Source organism: Chloroflexota bacterium (assembly GCA_016887485.1).
GTDB lineage: Bacteria > Chloroflexota > Anaerolineae > Anaerolineales > Anaerolineaceae > Brevifilum.
In genome coordinates, this window is sequence record CP069394.1 from 1,465,835 (window position 1) to 1,482,700 (window position 16,866).

The window sequence follows — 16,866 nt, forward strand, 5'->3', positions numbered from 1 at the left end:
ACTCAACCAAAAAGGCGCTCAGATGAGCGCCTTTAATTATATAAATTCAACTCTGAAGCTTACATCACGTTGATGACTTTGGCTTCAATCTGCGGCAAAAGTTCCTGAATCCGATCAATTGAAAACTCACTGACGCCCATCGTTTCCACCGAGGCAGCGCTGGTCGCAGCCGTCCATTGAGCTGTCTCCACGAGGGACATCCCCTTAAGCTGCGCATAGATCAAGGCAGCCATCGCCGTGTCGCCTGAGCCGGTGGTGTTGTGAACATCAATCTTGGGCGGCGTGGCAAAAGCCATTTCCTTTTGGGTCGCCACAAGCAAGCCCTGCTCACCCATTGTCAGCGCAAAATAACCTACGCCCATCCGCAGGAATGGCAGCGCGGCTCGTTTGGCATCTTCCTGATCCTCAATGTCAAAGCCAACGATCTGAGAGGCTTCGTGGTGGTTAGGTTTCACCAAATACGGCCCTGCCTGGCAGCCGTACCGCAGCGGCGCACCACTGGCATCCAGATACACTTTTGCGCCCCGGGAATTAATCATTGTGATCAGATCAGCATAGAATTCCTCCGGGACATCCGGTGGGAGGCTGCCGGAAAGCACCCACAGATCACCTTTCTTGGCATAAGATTCAGCTTTCTGCATCAGTAGACTCACATCATAAGGTGAGATGGATGGCCCGGGTTCATTGACCTTGATATGCCAATCTCCCTGATCTTCAATGATCATGGTGTTGGTGCGTGTTTCCTCATCCACCCAGACAAAATCCGTCTGAATACCCAGTCGCTGGAGACCATCCGCCAGCATCTTACCTGTGCCCCCGCCGACCCAGGCCATTGCCATTGATTCAATGCCAAATTGTGCCAAAGCCCGGGAAACGTTAAACCCCTTACCACCCCAATCCAAACGTACCGACTTGCTGCGAAGGACGCTGTTGAACTGAATCTCAGGTATGGTTAGTGTGCGATCGATGCTGGGATTAGGTGTCAGGGTGTAAATCATCATATATTTTTCCTTAGAGCGGCGTTATACTGCCAATACCTGTATTTTTCTCATCAACCGTTGGGTCGCCTTTATATTTAATGCTGCCAGCTCCGGTAACGGTTGCTTTCAGCGTCTTTTCCGCCCAGACGGTGGCAGAGCCAGCTCCGGAGAGCAGCACTTCCGCATCCTGAGATTGTAATTCTTCAGCCTTATAACCGCCGGCCCCGCTCAGATTTATCTGTTGCGATTCAACCTGGCCGGTGAGTAAGATCTCACCCAAACCGCCCAGTACCGCATCCAGCGTCTGGTATGTCAAATTATGTAGTTCGATCTTGCCAGCGCCGCCCTGGGTCAATGCCAGTGATTCACCTGTGAGGGAATCACCCATCAGGATACCGGCGCCTTTCATATTGATCTTGTCAATCTTGGGCATCGTGACGTAATAGCGTAAATGCTTGTCGCCGTCCGCCCAACGGAAATTCGTCCAATTTTCCATATCGGAAAAGAAATCAATCTCAAGTATGTTATCCTTCACGGAGACCTGAATGGATTCGATCAGATCTTCACTGCCCTCAATCTTCAGAGCACAAGGTTCGCCCTGAATGACGAAGACTTCGCCAACGCTCTTGAAAAACAGACCGGAGAAAGTCGCCCCTTCCGGAATGAATTCGGTAACCTTACCATTGGGGTCCGGGATAGGTCCGGAATCTGTGGCCACCGCGTCAACCGCTTCTGGTACTGATTCCTTCACCTTATTAACTTTTGGCCGTTTACGACCAAACAGAGCCCGGCTGAAGACAACATAGAGCCCTAACAGGACCAACCCACCCCCGAGGAAAATCCCACTATAGATATCTGCTCCGCGAACCTGGAAGATAAGCTCGAACAGCACACCAAAACCGACAAAGAGCACCAGACCAAGCCCGATCAATAAACCCGAAACCCATCGGAGTGTATCCCGCTTCAGATAATTATTCATGATCGCCATACCCAAGCCTATCGCGACGATCAGAAGCGCCCAGGTGTAGGTCCAGGTAATCCATAAATCATAGGTGTTCTGAACAAAGAGCAGCAAGCCAATGACAATGATTAATGTCCCAGGAATAGCGAGGCCAGCGCCATGCCCTTTAGAAGTCAGCATTTCTCCGATGAAAGTCAGGCCAAAAAGGACAACCAGCAAAGGCCAATATTGGTCCATGATTGGTGTTTCAAGAAAGAGATCGGCAACAAAAAGCGCGCCCATCAGGATTAACATTATCCCAAAATAAATTTGCCAATGGAAAACGTTCCGTTTTTCTGCCATAACATAGCTCCTTTTTTATATTTACCGTTCTGGATTAATTTTATCACGCAATCAATCAATCCTTTTCCCCTGAATCAATGTGACAGCAAATACGGATGGCATTATCGAGTTTTAGAAATGGGTTGGGTAGAGAGAAGCTGTATTGTATAATTAGATTATAAAATAAACTATCCAACATCAAGATCTACAATAAAAGAAAATAATCGTGACTTCAAAACCTCAAATCTCCGAAAATCCGAACCCTAACCAATCTTCCCCCCGCTGGAGCTGGACGACCAAGCTGGTTGTCGGGCTGGGATTGGTTGCCATAGCCATCTGGCTGCTGGTCCAATTCCAGAACTTCCTCGGGCCAATCATTCTGGCTTTCATCCTGGCCTACCTTTTCTATCCGGTAGCAAACTTTATCCGGAACACATTCAAGCTCCCCTGGCGGCTGGCCGTCACCCTGATCTATCTGATCATTGTGCTGGCCCTCTTGGGTCTGCTGACCTGGGGCGGGTTGGCGCTGGCTGACCAGATCCAAAATTTGATCGATTTCATTCAAAAGAACATTGATCAGATTCCAATATTAATTGACGACATCACCAGCCAAACCTATGCGATTGGCCCCTGGTCTTTTACCCTTTCCGGCCTGGGCTGGGACGAGATATCCACTGAAATAGTGAGTACCATCCGCCCGGCGATTGGTCAAGTGGGTTCTCTGGCGGGTTCCCTGGCAACCGGGGCAGCGAATGTCATCCTCTGGATGGGTGTTGTGCTGCTGGTTTCCTATTTCCTGCTGGCAGAGACCGAGGGCATTTCCAATCGCTTCCTTAATATCCGTATTCCGGGTTATACAACTGATCTCAAACGGATGGGCCAGGAACTGAGCCGAATTTGGAACGCCTTCCTGCGTGGCCAGTTGATCGTCGTCCTGATCACCATCATCATCTACACCAGTTATCTGGGCATTATGGGGATCCAGTTCTTCTTTGGCCTGGCTTTGGTTGCCGCCATCGGCCGCTTCATCCCCTATGTCGGCGCCTGGATCACCTGGATCACTTATGGCCTGGTGGCCCTGCTGCAAGGACCAACGATCTTCAATCTCTCACCCGGCATCTATGCGATCATTTTGTTGGGTGGTGCGATGTTGATCGACACCCTCCTGGATAACCTGCTGGTGCCAAAGGTGATGTCCGAGAACCTGAAAGTCCACCCGGCGCTGGTCCTGGTTGGCGCATTGCTTGCCTTGAAGTTATTAGGCTTCATCGGCATTTTGCTTGCTGCCCCTGTCCTGGCGACACTGAAGCTGATATTTGGTTATCTGATGAAGAAACTGGTTGATCAGGACCCATGGGAGGAGCTGGACGCTGAAGAGCCCAAAGAACCGGCACGGTGGGCGGTTTTTGTGGATGCCCAGTGGGATCGCTTCAAAGACTGGCTGCTTGGTTTCCTGCAAAAAGTTGGTGCCTGGATTAAAACCCAAGTTATGAAGGTTGTGGATTTCATCAAGTCAAAATTTAAGACTTCTCAAGATAAGAAGAAAAACCGCAAAAACAAAGCTAATAAAGGGTGACATTTCACCCTGTGAAGCACTCTTGAATTGTGTTATAAATGGTACGAATGAAAATTATCTGCCTTAAGGAGTATTGGAATGACTGACTCATTTGAACCCGAAACCAGCACTATTGCTGAAACCGAGAATTACCTGGCTTGGAAAGCTGAAGAACCAGATAGCGAAACAACCTTTCATCTGGAATTGAACAATATCACCCTCCACTTCTTCAAAGAAGAATGGCAGGAATTCCTTGATCTGGTTGATTTGATCCTGGATGAAGAACTCTAATCACAAGAGCGATTAAAACATAAAAGCGTCTCAATTGAGACGCTTTTTAGTTTAATTCCATCGACATCCAGATCAGGGATCGGAATATATTAAAACCCAATGCCTCCAGTTCATCCGTGCGGGTGCCATATGCCACATCCAAGGATAAGGGATGCCGCCGAGGGAGAATTTGCATGATTTCCGGGAATGCCCCCATCAGCAAGCCTGTTCCGGCATCCGGTGCCAGAGCCAGCCACAGGTTATTGGCATAGGTGCTGGTCCTCTGCCAGCTCAGGAACCCCTGGCAGTTTCCATTTCGTTCCAAAGCCCAGTGCTTCAGGTTGATCCCATCGATGAAATTCTTGATCTCTTGAAATGGTCCTGACTCAAATTGCGAAAATTTGACAGGCAAGTTCCAGCGCATTGTCATTGGGTAGGCTGTGGTCAGCCATTGTTTTTGAACCCCCCAATCCGAATCCCGTCGCTTACGAACCTCGATCGCTTCAGTATCATTTTCTTTTGGCTTATGCACATCCACCGGTCGTGCTCGCCAGGTTGTCCTCTTCAGACGATCTACAAAGCCCACCGATCGGTAGAGCGCCAGAGCGGTTTCATCTTCGTTGCGCACCTGCAGCCAAACCCGCGGTTCATGCTTGCGCCGGAGAAGTTCCACTGCCCGGACGGTCAAGGCTTTGCCGATTCCTCTGCGCCGGGCCTCAGGGCGCACGGCCACATTAGCAATCATATGGATCTTATGGCCATTCTCCGTGAACGGGACGAGTGAAATATTCCCCAAGATTTGACCATCTTCTTCCCAGACAAATCCAGCGATCCGATCCCCGCTCAAATCCGCCATCGAACCCAGCCAGCGCATATATTGCATATCTCGAGCGGCCTTACGCATCTGTTTGAGGTAGGTTTGTCCGTCCCGATCCTTATGGATGGGAAAACACATCTCGATCAGGTCAGCGACCGGGTAAAGATCCCGGGTCACATCGAGCGAGCGAATATGTGGGGATTCTGCCAAGGAAGAGTGTTGGGTATCAGACATAAGGCCATTTTACCGCGAATGGATTCCTTACCGCAATGGGAGAATATTAAATAAAAAAACCCCGGGACAGGTCATTGTCCCGGGGAGTTTATCCAAAATATTAATTCGATCTAGGAGCTGCAGAATGACGGCGATAACGATAAACGATACGGCCCCTGGTCAGGTCATAAGGCGAGATTTCCAAACGAACCCTATCGCCCAGCAAAATCCGAATATAATGCCGCCGCATTTTGCCAGAGAGATAAGCTAAGATCTCAGAGCCATTTTCCAATTCAATCCGGAATTGAGTCCCAGGTAAGGCCTCAATCACAGTGCCTTCAACCGTAATTTTATCATCTTCTTTTGCCATTACACCTCCATTGATCTGTAATGCTAATTCGATCAATCACGTCGATGAGATCGCCGGATGGCTTTCTTTTTCTCAATACGCCGCAATTCACTTTTTGAAATGAACCAACGTTTTCGGCGAATGGTGCTCAACACACCACCTTTGACAACTTGCTTTCTAAATCGCCGGAGCAATTGCTCTTGTGATTCATTTGGCCGTAACACGACACGAGCCAAAACCCTCACCTCCCTTCCAAAAGGTGATATGTGGAACCTTCACGGGTTGGGAGGTTTAACCAAACCAACCTTGTATCGTTCCCAAGGCAGAATGGCGCTAAATAACGCTTTGGACGCACCGGGGCTTTATTATACTCTAAATCAAGGAATCTTGCAGGGGATGATGACTGATGAGGTGCGCAGGGACTTTTCCGCCTTAACGAAAAAAGTCCCTTGGCGATGACCTACTCTCCCGGGGGGCTACCCCCCAAGTACCATCAGCGCTGGCGAGCTTAACGACCGGGTTCGGGATGTTACCGGGTGTACCCTCGCCGCTCAAATCACCAAGGGACAATTTCACAAAATAATGTTAAAGATACCAATGAATAATAACGACATTTCAATTGTGGCGAAAAAGCAACGAGTTCTCCACATCACGTGATGAAGCCCTCGATCATTAGTACAGTTTAGCTAAACGTATTGCTACGCTTACACATACTGCCTATCAAGCAGGTGGTCTACCTGCGATCTTACTCCATTTACTGGATTACAGGGATCTAATCTTGGAGCGAGTTTCCCACTTAGATGCTTTCAGCGGTTATCTCTGCCAGACGTAGCTACCCAGCGATGCCGTTGGAACGACAACTGGCACACTAGAGGTCTGTCCACTCCGGTCCTCTCGTACTAGGAGCAGCTCTCCTCAAATCCCTTACGCCCACAGTGGATAGAGACCGACCTGTCTCACGACGGTCTGAACCCAGCTCGCGTACCGCTTTAACGGGCGAACAGCCCGACCCTTGGGACCTTATCCAGCCCCAGGATGCGATGAGCCGACATCGAGGTGCCGAGCCAGGTCGTCGATATGGACTCTTGGACCTGACTAGCCTGTTATCCCCGGGGTAGCTTTTATCCGGTGAGCCACGCCCTTTCCACTCAGAAGCGTGGGATCACTAAGCCCGACTTTCGTCTCTGCTCGACGCGTTGGTCTTGCAGTCAAGCTCCCTTGTGCCTTTACACTCTATGGCTGGTTTCCATTCAGCCTGAGGGAACCTTTGGGCGCCTCCGTTACTCTTTAGGAGGCGACCGCCCCAGTCAAACTGCCCACCTGACACGGTCCCTACGCCGGATAACGGTCGTAGGTTAGGGTCTAAACATTACCAGGGTGGTATTTCACTGACGGCTCCACCAAGGCTAGCGCCCTAGCTTCATAGCCTCCCACCTATCCTCCACAAATAATATCCAAACTCAATGTCAAGCTGCAGTAAAGCTCCACGGGGTCTTTTTGTCCTACTGCGGGTAGGCCGCATCTTCACAGCCATTTCAATTTCGCCGGGTCCTTCGTTGAGACACTGCTCAAGTTGTTACACCGTTCGTGCGGGTCGGAACTTACCCGACAAGGAATTTCGCTACCTTAGGACCGTTATAGTTACGGCCGCCGTTCACCGGGGCTTCAGTTCAAAGCTTCGCTTGCGCTAACCTCTCCCTTTAACCTTCCGGCACTGGGCAGGTGTCAGCCCCTATACATCACCTTACGGTTTTGCAGAGACCTGTGGTTTTGTTAACCAGTCCCTTGAGCCATTTCACTGCGACCCTCCAACGCTCAAGTAAACTTTCACGTCAAAGGGCACCTCTTATCCCGAAGTTACGAGGCTAAATTGCCTAGTTCCTTAACGAAGGTTCTCCCGTTCACCTTGGTATATTCTACCCGTCTACCAGTGTCGGTTTGCGGTACGGGTACTTAATAGTCAACACTTAGAAGCTTTTCTTGGCACTAAGGGTCAGCTCACTTACGTCTTATAGACTCGCAACCATGTCTCAACTCGGTCCGTGGATTTTCCTGCGGACTTCAACGTCTGACACAAGGTTCACCTGAACTTCCAATCTCAGGCTGGCTTACCTCAATGCGTCCCTCCATCGCTCGTATTAAGTAGTACCGGAATGTTGACCGGTTATCCATCGCCTACGCCTCTCGGCCTCGGCTAAGGCCCCGACTAACCCGACGCGGAACGACCTGGCGTCGGAAACCTTAGACATACGGTGAACACGGTTCTCACGTGTTTTACGCTACTCATGCCTGCATTCTCGCTTCTGTCCACTCCAGCTGTCCTTACGGTCAACCTTCACTGCTGACAGAACGCTCCCCTACCGCTCTAGATAAATCTAGAACCCATGGCTTCGGTATCAAGCTTAGCCCCGTTAAATTTTCCGCGCAAGATCACTCGACCAGTGAGCTATTACGCACTCTTTAAAGGATAGCTGCTTCTAAGCTAACCTCCTGGTTGTTTCAGTAACCTCACATCGTTTCCCACTTAGCTTGAATTTGGGGACCTTAGCCGATGGTCTGGGCTCTTTCCCTTTCGACCCCGAAACTCATCTCCCGGAGTCCGACTGCCATGCTCTCGAATAACGGCATTCGGAGTTTGATTGGGTTTGGTAAGCAGTGAGCCCCCTAGCCCATTCAGTGCTCTACCTCCGTTATTTAACACATGACGCTAGCCCTAAAGCTATTTCGGGGAGAACAAGCTATCTCCAAGTTCGTTTGGCATATCACCTCTAACCACAGCTCATCCCCTAATTTTGCAACATTAGTGGGTTCGGTCCTCCACGGGCGTTTAGACCCGCTTCAACCTGGCCATGGTTAGCTCACCTGGTTTCGTGTCTAATCCCTGCGACTGTCGCCCTATTCAGACTCGCTTTCGCTCCGGCTCCGGGTGTAACTCCCTTAACCTTGCCACAGAAATTAACTCGCAGGCTCATTCTCCAAAAGGCACGCCGTCAGGCTTTATAGTGCGCACAGGCTTTCACCATAGCACCAACCTATCATAGCCCTTCGACTGCTTGTAAGCTTACGGTTTCAGGTTCTTTTCACTCCCCTAACAGGGGTACTTTTCACCTTTCCCTCACGGTACTTGTTCACTATCGGTCGTCGAGTGTATTTAGCCTTGGAGAGTGGACTCCCCAGATTCCTACCGGATTAGCGTGCCCGGTAGTACTCAGGTATCCAGCGAGAGTTGATTGGCTTTCGTTTACAGGACTTTCACCTTCTATGGTTGGCTATTCCATACCATTCTACTAGCCGCACATTTTATCACTCTCATATGCCGGACCCTACAACCCCGACACAGTAAACTGCATCGGTTTGGGCTGATCCCCGTTCGCTCGCCACTACTAGGGGAATAATCTCTTTTCCTCTGGGTACTTAGATGTTTCAGTTCCCCAGGTTCCCTTCTGTATGTCTATATATTCAACATACGATGCTATTGGTTCACAATAGCTGGTTTCCCAATTCGGAAATCCCCGGATCATCGCTTGTTCACAGCTTCCCGAGGCTTATCGCAGTGTCCCACGTCCTTCATCGGCACTTGACGCCAAGGCATCCACCGTAAGCTCTTAGTAGCTTCACACGTGATGCGGAGAAATCGATGCTCTTTCATATATGCATCATTATCTTGCAATCACTTGCTAATAATTTTATAAATTGAAATCTTTTTTAGATTTCGGCCTACAATTTGATGTCATTACTATTCAATTGGTAATGTGCAGTTGGCTTTGCAGCCAATTCGCCGGTTGACCGGCGATGGTCGCCGCTTATAGACTTACATATTGCAGCAACCATCTCATGTCAACCATATTCGTCCAACTCTGGGTTATGAGCCCAGCATATGGAGATGATGGGACTCGAACCCACGACCTCCGCCTTGCAAAGGCGGCGCTCTCCCAACTAAGCTACATCCCCGTTAGAGATGTACCCAGCCCTGCCGGGCACAGTGGGCCATTCTGGACTCGAACCAGAGACCTCGCCCTTATCAGAGGCGCGCTCTAACCAGCTGAGCTAATAGCCCAATTGAGGGTCAACCTTAACCCCTGAAAAGTGATAGGAAAACTTATTCCTTCGTGCAATGCATACCTCCCACCGCTGAGAGGTACCTTTTATTTGGAGTGACGTCCACGCCCTTGGGCGTTTCAGTATGTGCTCCTTAGAAAGGAGGTGATCCAGGCGCACCTTCCGGTACACCTACCTTGTTACGACTTCGTCCCAGTCACCGACCCCGCCTTAGACGGCTCCTTCCCGTGAGGGTTAGGATACCGGCTTCAGGCGTTGCCAGCTTCCATGACGTGACGGGCGGTGTGTACAAGACCCGGGAACGTATTCACCGCAGTATTGCTGACCTGCGGTTACTAGCAACTCCGGCTTCATGCAGTCGGGTTGCAGACTGCAATCTGAACTGAGGCCTGCTTTTTAGGATTGGCTCCGCCTCGCGGCTTGGCTACCCATTGTACAGACCATTGTAGCGTGTGTGTAGCCCTAGATATAAAGGTCATGCTGACTTGACATCATCCCCACCTTCCTCCAGCTTTTTACTGGCAGTCCCGTATGACACTTGTAACATACGGCGAGGGTTGCGCTCGTTAGCGGACTTAACCGAACATCTCACGACACGAGCTGACGACAGCCATGCAACACCTGTATAGGCTCCCCGAAGGGTCGGTCCCTTTTCAGTTCCCTACAACCTATATGTCAAACCTAGGTAAGGTTCTTCGTGTAGCAACGAATTAAACCACACGCTCCGCTGCTTGTGCGGGTCCCCGTCAATTCCTTTGAGTTTTAACCTTGCGGCCGTAGTCCTCAGGCGGTGAACTTATCGCGTTAGCTTCGACACCGATGGATTTAATCCCACCGACGCCAAGTTCACATCGTTTACGGCTAGGACTACCGGGGTCTCTAATCCCGTTTGCTACCCTAGCTTTCGCGTCTGAGCGTCAGGAATGGTCCAGGAGGCCGCTTTCGCCACTGGTGTTCCTCCGGATATCTGCGCATTTCACCACTACACCCGGAATTCCACCTCCCTCTACCATCCTCTAGTCCAACAGTATTGAACGACCTCTCCCAGTTGAGCCGGGAGCTTTCACGTCCAACTTACCGAACAGCCTGCACGCGCTTTACGCCCAGTAAATCCGGATAACGTTAGCCTCCTACGTGTTACCGCGGCTGCTGGCACGTAGTTAGCCGAGACTTATTCCAAGAGTACAGTCCTTCCTCTTCCTCTTGAAAAGCGCTTTACAACCCGAAGGCCGTCATCGCGCACGCGGCGTTGCTGGTTCCCGCTTTCGCAGATTACCAATATTCCCTACTGCTGCCACCCGTAGGTGTATGGACCGTGTTTCAGTTCCATTGTGGGGGGCCACCCTCTCAGGTCCCCTACCCGTCATAGCCTTGGTAGGCCATTACCCTACCAACTAGCTGATGGGACGCAGGCTCCTCCCAAAGTGGAGCAAGCTCCTTTAATCATAAGTTTCTAAAACAAATGATCACATGAGGTATTAGCAACCCTTTCGGGCTGTTATCCCTCTCTTTGGGGCAGATCACCAACGCGTTACTCACCCGTTCGCCACTAAGAGTGATCGAAGTATTGCTACTTCGAGCTCTTCGTTCGACTTGCATGTATTAGGCACGCCGCCAACGTTCATCCTGAGCCAGGATCAAACTCTCCGCTAAAAATATCGCCTAAAAAGGCGTTTGGGTCAATCTATTGTTTGCGGAAGTTAGATCTGATTCGATCTTATCTTTCATTGACGAGGTTTGTCATCTTCCTATCACTTTTCAGTTGTTAAGGTTCTAACCTTTAAGCGAGTGCTGATTCTACTCGAGTTATCTGCTGGCGTCAATCCCTTTCGTACATGAGTTTTTCGCTTTCAGACAAAAGCGCCGATGTCTTCTCGCCAACACCGGCCGCCTCTCTCGAAGTGCTACAGCAATTGTCTTTCGTCTCGCTTGGTCTTAAGTTTTCAAGGATCTGCTCTTTGCAGGCAAGATCATCTCCCCGTTTTAGGGGAAATTCAGTTTACTACACATCCTGTCCTGTGTCAAGCAATTTCTCAAAATTGGTCCGATTTTTCTGAACCAACTTCGTCACCTTTGCAAACTTATGACGCTGGTCGTTATTTTGTTTTTATGGATCCGCTCATTTCTGAACAAGATCTGTGTTTTAAGCACGAAGAAGGATTATACGCATATTTCTTATCCTGTCAAGGAAAAAAGGGATATATTACCTTAAAAAATCATTGAATCTCTAAAACCCCTTTATTTATCAGCATTTATCCCTTTTTTCCCGTAAAAACCTGTAGATTTTCCCTGCCAGGAGGGGCTTCCTAGCATATTTCAAGCAAAAGACCGCCACTCTTTATATGCAATGTTCAATAACTAGCTCGGTCCTGCTCTCAGATCATTCATGGCGCGTTCCGCTTTCATCCCCACTTTCCGCTGTCAAACCAGGCTGATCCAAACCAAAAACACTCCCCTTATTTTCAAGGGGAGTGTCAATTTAGAAAAATGATTGGAAATTTAGCGGAGTGATTTCACGTGATCAATCCAAGAATTCCTCAAACCCATCCGACTTCATCCAATCCATCACTTTTTGGCTGGTTAAGTCAAGTTGAATCGGGGTGATCGAGACGAATCCATTGGCCAAAGCGCCGTAATCTGTACCGGGTTCATCCACGCCGGTGGGCGCATCGCCGCCAATCCAGTAATAGGGATTGCCGCGCGGGTCCAGCCGCCGCACCAGTTCATCATGGTAAATCCGCAGACCCTGACGGGTCATTCGAAAACCTTTCATTTCAGCCAGTGGGCCATAGGGCACATTGACATTCAATATCAGGTCCTCCGGGATGTCCTTCTGTGCCATCAGCCAGGAGATCACCCGCCGAGCGGCTTCTGCGGCATGACTGTAATCTACCTCACCTGTGGGCTTCTCAGGACGATTTAGAGAGACCGCTATCCCAGGAATACCCCAGATGGCAGCCTCCATCGCTGCCGTGACCGTACCGGAATAGGTGACATCATGACCAATATTACTGTTTGGGTTGATGCCCGAGACGACCATATCAATCTTCTCTGGGATGAATCCTAACAGTGCCAGGGCGACACAATCCGAAGGCGCGCCATCGCTCGCCCAGGCTGGGCTGCCGTCGTCCAGACGGGTCTCATTGACCCGCAGAGGCCGGTGTAAGGTCTTGACATGCCCGGAGGCGGACCAGTTGTGGTCAGGTGCCAGCACAGTGACTTTATCCGCCACCTGGCGCATGGCTTGGGTCAACGCCAGCAGACCAGGTGCCTGCACGCCGTCGTCATTGGTTACCAGAATATGCATCTTCCCTCTCAATCCATTAATGCCGTTTACGGCTTTTCTTCTTCTTCGAATTGTCAACAGCGGCAGCATTGGCGTTATTCGCCTGTTGAGCGTTCTGCTGAATCTTCTTCAGCTCTTCCCGGCTTACCAACCGAGCACGGAACATTTGGTCAATCACACCGGCGCGGATATCCGAGAGTAGCTGCGTGAACATCTCACTGGCCTGCCCCCGATACTGCACCAGGGGATCCCGTTGTCCATAGGCTTCCATCCGGACCGAGACCCTTAAGGCTTCCACCTGGGTCAGGTATTCCACCCAAAGCTCTGAGATCTTTGAAAGCAGCAACTGCCGGTAGAGCCGGTTCTGGGCAAAACGTCCCATCGCAACGATCACCTTTTGATGATCATCCGGTGATAATTGATCCAGCGGTTGATCCTTGACTCGGTCAAAGACTTCCTCACCAATCGCCTCCTGCAGACGCTCCTGCCAGTTCGGCGGAATATTATTCAGCACCTGCCCGGCGTTATATAAGCGGTCCAGCTCTGTTTGACCCCAAATCTCACTCAGCTTATCCTGAGCAGCTTCAAGATGGGTCAGGATATCCTGCTGGACTTCTTCCACAGGTTTGCCTTTAAGCTCATGGGCAGCCAGGAAAATATAGGTCAGCCTGATAGTCGCCTTCATCTGGCGCTTGTGGGACTGCTGGTCGAAGGTGATCACCCGCCCCTGGGTCATCATGATCAGAAGCCGCATCAGCGCACCCGAATCGTTCAGTGCGTTTTCAAGCAGGTCATTATTCACATCCAAATCATGAGCAATCTCCCCATTTTCGCCCAGGAAATGCTCTTCTCGTCGAATTAGCGTATCCTCCACCCTGGCCAGCAGATTCTTACTGATCTCCGCCCAGTCATCCGAAATCAACTCACTGGGTTTCAGATTCCAGGAATCATTGAAGCGGCGCTCAAAGGTCAGGATCAACCTTCTGAGGAACACCAGCATCAACACATTTCGCACCTGGCTCCGCACCTCATCTATCGCCTCACCAGAGCCTTCCTCAAGGCCTGTGAGCGTCTCCTGAGGGAGCCGCAGGGGAACACGCACCAAATTCGATAGCTCGCTGTTGATGTCCCGCTGCTGCCCGGACTCATCATATCCAAGCCCTTCCACGAATGTATCCAGCGCATCGGTTCGTTCAGCAAACTGGGTCTCATAACCCATCTCAGAATGTTGGATCAGGTCCATCGCCCAATTGCGCAAATGTTCATGCCAGGCTCGAAGTGAAGCATCCGCCAGCTCCAACAAATTCGCTTTTAGCTCAGCGGTTGTCGCCGGGTGCCCGATCCGATCCATCATGAGTTTCAGCGTATAGGAAGGGTGACTGATCGTGCTGTGCTGAATAGGTGGCTGAGTATCTTCCAGATAGGCCAGCAATTTCCAGGGACTTTCCTCATCAGCCAGACCCTTCGTCACACGCCGGCTGACCTCCACATGCAACATCTCGACCACATCCTCGCGCAAGTCTTCCTTGTCAAAGATCCGGTCACGCTGTTCATAGATCCGTTCACGCTGGGAATTAAGCACATCGTCATATTCCAGCAGGTGTTTGCGAACATCAAAGTTCGCGCCTTCCACACGTGTCTGGGAGGATTCCACCATTTTGCCGATGATCCCGCTTTCAATCGGGACATCCTCATCAATCTTGAGCCTGGTCAGCAGGCCTTCCACCTGAGCGCCACCGAAGAGCCGCATCAGATCATCATCCAATGAGAGATAGAAACGGGTCGAGCCCGGATCACCCTGCCGGCCGGCACGGCCACGCAGCTGATTGTCAATCCGCCGGGCTTCATGCCGTTCCGAACCGATCACATGCAGGCCGCCCAGCTCCCGCACCCGGTGCATTTCATCCATATAGCGGAAGAAATCCGCCACATCCTCCGCTGCGTCGCCATAATCCACCTCAGGGATCTGCCGCAAGGCTGACAGTCGCTCTCCCATTTGCATGTTATAGGGATCTTCCACCCCAGCTTGCGCCAGCATCCGGTTGATATTGGAAAGTTTTTCTTCGGGCAGCTCACCGCCCAGCTTGATATCTACACCACGACCAGCCATATTGGTGGCAATAGTCACGGCGCCAAAAGCTCCTGCATCCGCAATGATCTTGGATTCCTCGGTATGTTTCCGGGCGTTCAACACCTGGTGAGGCACACCAGCTTTGATCACAGCCTCCAGTCGATCCCAGTTTTCAGGGGCCACGCCAAAGGCCTCCAAAAGGGTCTCACGATTACCCTCATCCAGAGGGCTGAGTGAGGTCAGGCCATAGCCCCGCCCCATCCGGCGCATTTCCGGGCTGTGGAGCTGGTCCAGTGGTTGATGCAGGTCATTGAGTTCAGGATTGGAAAGCGCTTCCCGATCCTGCAGGTTTTTTTGGATCAGGTAAGCGTTCCGAATCAGATAGACCTCCGCCAGCCGCCGCACATTATTAGCGCTCAGCCGGTCAGAGAGCAGTTCGGAATTATCCACGGATGAGGTACCAACCAATTGCGGTCGGCCCATCACGTGGAAACGAACAATCTCCTTGACGATCGCACGCAGCTTGGCCTCACCGGTACGGTAGACAATGTCAGGGTAGTCTTTTCGCTGCCAGAAGGAGGGCGTATTCTGTTCGTCCTCGGGGTCATAGTAATACGTGTATTTATAGCCATATTCATCTCGGCCATCCGCGCGCGCCAGATCAGGTTCACTGCCCATTACCCGATATTCCAGGTGGGTTGGGATAGGTAAAACTTCCAGTTCATAAATCCGGTAAAACTCCTCTGACTCTGTCAGGGCAGTACCAGTCATACCGGCTAATTTCCCATACATCCGGAAATAGTTCTGAATGGTAATGGTCGCATAAGTCACATTCTCTGCCTGGACCTTAACACCCTCTTTGGCCTCAACGGACTGATGCAGACCATCCGACCAACGCCGGCCAGGCATCAAACGTCCGGTAAATTCATCCACGATTACCACTTCACCGCTCTGGACGATGTAATCCTTGTTGCGATGGAAGAGATATTCCGCCCGCAGCGCTTGCTCCAAAAAGCCCAATAACCGCGCTTGTTCAGGGGTGATATCCTCAGGCCGTTCCGGGTCCCTCAGGGGCTTACCCAACAACTCTTCCACATGGGCCAGGCCTATCTCTGAAAGAGTCACAGTCCTATCTTTTTCACTGATCTCGTAATCCTCAGGAACCAGTTGTTTCACAATCTGCGCCATGCGAATATACCACTCCGAATCCTCATGAGAAGGGCCGGAAATGATCAAGGGGGTTCGGGCTTCATCAATCAGGATATTGTCCACCTCGTCTATGATCGCGTAATTATGGCCTCGCTGTACCTTATCCGCCTTGGCCCGCGCCAGGTTATCCCGGAGGTAATCGAAACCAAATTCGTTATTGGTGCCATAGGTGATATCCGCTTTATAGGCATCCGCCCGCCTCACCAGCCGCACCTGGTCCTGCTCTTCAATTGGAGAACGCAGATCGGGATCAAAGATAAAAGCCATCCGGCCGTTCTCCGTGCGGGCCGCCATCTGCAGAATACCCACGGAGAGGCCCAGGAAGCGGTAGATCTTCCCCATCCAGCGCCCATCACGGCGTGCCAGATAGTCGTTGACCGTGACCAGATGCGCGCCCTTCCCCGCCAAGGCATTCAGATAGAGCGGCAGGGTCGCAGCCAGAGTCTTACCCTCACCGGTCCGCATTTCTGCGATCTCTCCCCGGTGAAGGGTGATGCCGGTGATCAGCTGGACATCATAATGCCGCTGCCCCAGCACACGTTTACTGGTCTCACGAACGGTTGCATAGGCTTCTACCAGGAGATCATCCAGCGTCTCACCTTTGACAAGCCGTGCCTTGAATTCAGCCGTCTTGGCGGAAAGCGCCTCATCACTTAAGGCTTCATATTCCTGCTCCAGGGCGTTGATCTGGTCAACAATTCCTCTCAGATCTTCAATCTTGCGTTGAAAAGGATCGCCGCCGAATATTTTTGAAATTTTCTTGAACATAGGGTTC

Annotated in this window: 9 protein-coding genes, 2 tRNA genes and 3 rRNA genes; 2 read left to right on the forward strand and 12 right to left on the reverse strand. The window is 51.0% G+C overall.

The features are described from left to right. Positions 1–59 precede the first annotated feature (59 nt). The gene (locus JR338_06560) at positions 60–1,001 is read right to left on the reverse strand and encodes a 1-phosphofructokinase family hexose kinase (protein ID QRN82111.1); all 942 of its coding nucleotides are present in this window, start codon (positions 999–1,001) and stop codon (positions 60–62) included. A 10-nt stretch (positions 1,002–1,011) separates the two neighbouring features. Continuing rightward, complete coding sequence (locus JR338_06565) at positions 1,012–2,283, reverse strand: DUF2807 domain-containing protein (GenBank protein ID QRN82112.1); 1,272 nt, start codon at positions 2,281–2,283, stop codon at positions 1,012–1,014. A gap of 205 nt (positions 2,284–2,488) precedes the next feature. Between JR338_06565 and JR338_06570 the strand changes: the two genes are divergently transcribed. Together JR338_06570 and JR338_06575 are read left to right on the forward strand one after the other, a co-directional pair. Then, entirely contained in the window at positions 2,489–3,838 is a 1,350-nt protein-coding gene (locus JR338_06570; protein QRN82113.1) for an AI-2E family transporter, read from the forward strand. Positions 3,839–3,916: 78 nt separating this feature from the next. Further along, complete coding sequence (locus tag JR338_06575) at positions 3,917–4,108, forward strand: hypothetical protein (GenBank protein QRN82114.1); 192 nt, start codon at positions 3,917–3,919, stop codon at positions 4,106–4,108. A 46-nt stretch (positions 4,109–4,154) separates the two neighbouring features. Here the strand turns inward: JR338_06575 and JR338_06580 are convergent, their stop codons facing one another. The 10 genes from JR338_06580 to JR338_06625 all read right to left on the reverse strand — a co-directional run bounded on the left by JR338_06580 (position 4,155) and on the right by JR338_06625 (position 16,859). Further along, positions 4,155–5,138 carry a GNAT family N-acetyltransferase gene (locus tag JR338_06580; protein ID QRN82115.1) on the reverse strand — a complete coding sequence of 328 codons (984 nt, stop codon included), beginning with the start codon at positions 5,136–5,138 and terminating at the stop codon, positions 4,155–4,157. Between the two features lie 100 nt (positions 5,139–5,238). Continuing rightward, positions 5,239–5,487: a translation initiation factor IF-1 gene (gene infA / locus JR338_06585; GenBank protein QRN82116.1), complete on the reverse strand. Its 249-nt coding sequence runs from the start codon at positions 5,485–5,487 to the stop codon at positions 5,239–5,241. A 32-nt stretch (positions 5,488–5,519) separates the two neighbouring features. Then, a complete protein-coding gene (locus JR338_06590) occupies positions 5,520–5,702 on the reverse strand; it encodes a 30S ribosomal protein S21 (protein QRN82117.1) in 183 nt (60 codons plus the stop codon). Between the two features lie 211 nt (positions 5,703–5,913). Beyond that, a 5S ribosomal RNA gene (rrf, locus tag JR338_06595) occupies positions 5,914–6,030 on the reverse strand. Positions 6,031–6,119: 89 nt separating this feature from the next. Beyond that, positions 6,120–9,085 (reverse strand): 23S ribosomal RNA (locus JR338_06600). A 259-nt stretch (positions 9,086–9,344) separates the two neighbouring features. After that, positions 9,345–9,417 (reverse strand) — tRNA-Ala (locus JR338_06605). Positions 9,418–9,449: 32 nt separating this feature from the next. Further along, positions 9,450–9,523: transfer RNA gene (locus JR338_06610), tRNA-Ile, on the reverse strand. Positions 9,524–9,662: 139 nt separating this feature from the next. Further along, a 16S ribosomal RNA gene (locus tag JR338_06615) occupies positions 9,663–11,178 on the reverse strand. The 16S, 23S and 5S rRNA genes sit together here with 2 tRNA genes alongside, the layout of an rRNA operon. An 868-nt stretch (positions 11,179–12,046) precedes the next feature. Beyond that, positions 12,047–12,832: a 5'/3'-nucleotidase SurE gene (surE, locus tag JR338_06620; GenBank protein QRN82118.1), complete on the reverse strand. Its 786-nt coding sequence runs from the start codon at positions 12,830–12,832 to the stop codon at positions 12,047–12,049. A gap of 16 nt (positions 12,833–12,848) precedes the next feature. Further along, a complete protein-coding gene (locus tag JR338_06625; protein QRN82119.1) occupies positions 12,849–16,859 on the reverse strand; it encodes a hypothetical protein in 4,011 nt (1,336 codons plus the stop codon). Between the last annotated feature and the right edge of the window lie 7 nt (positions 16,860–16,866).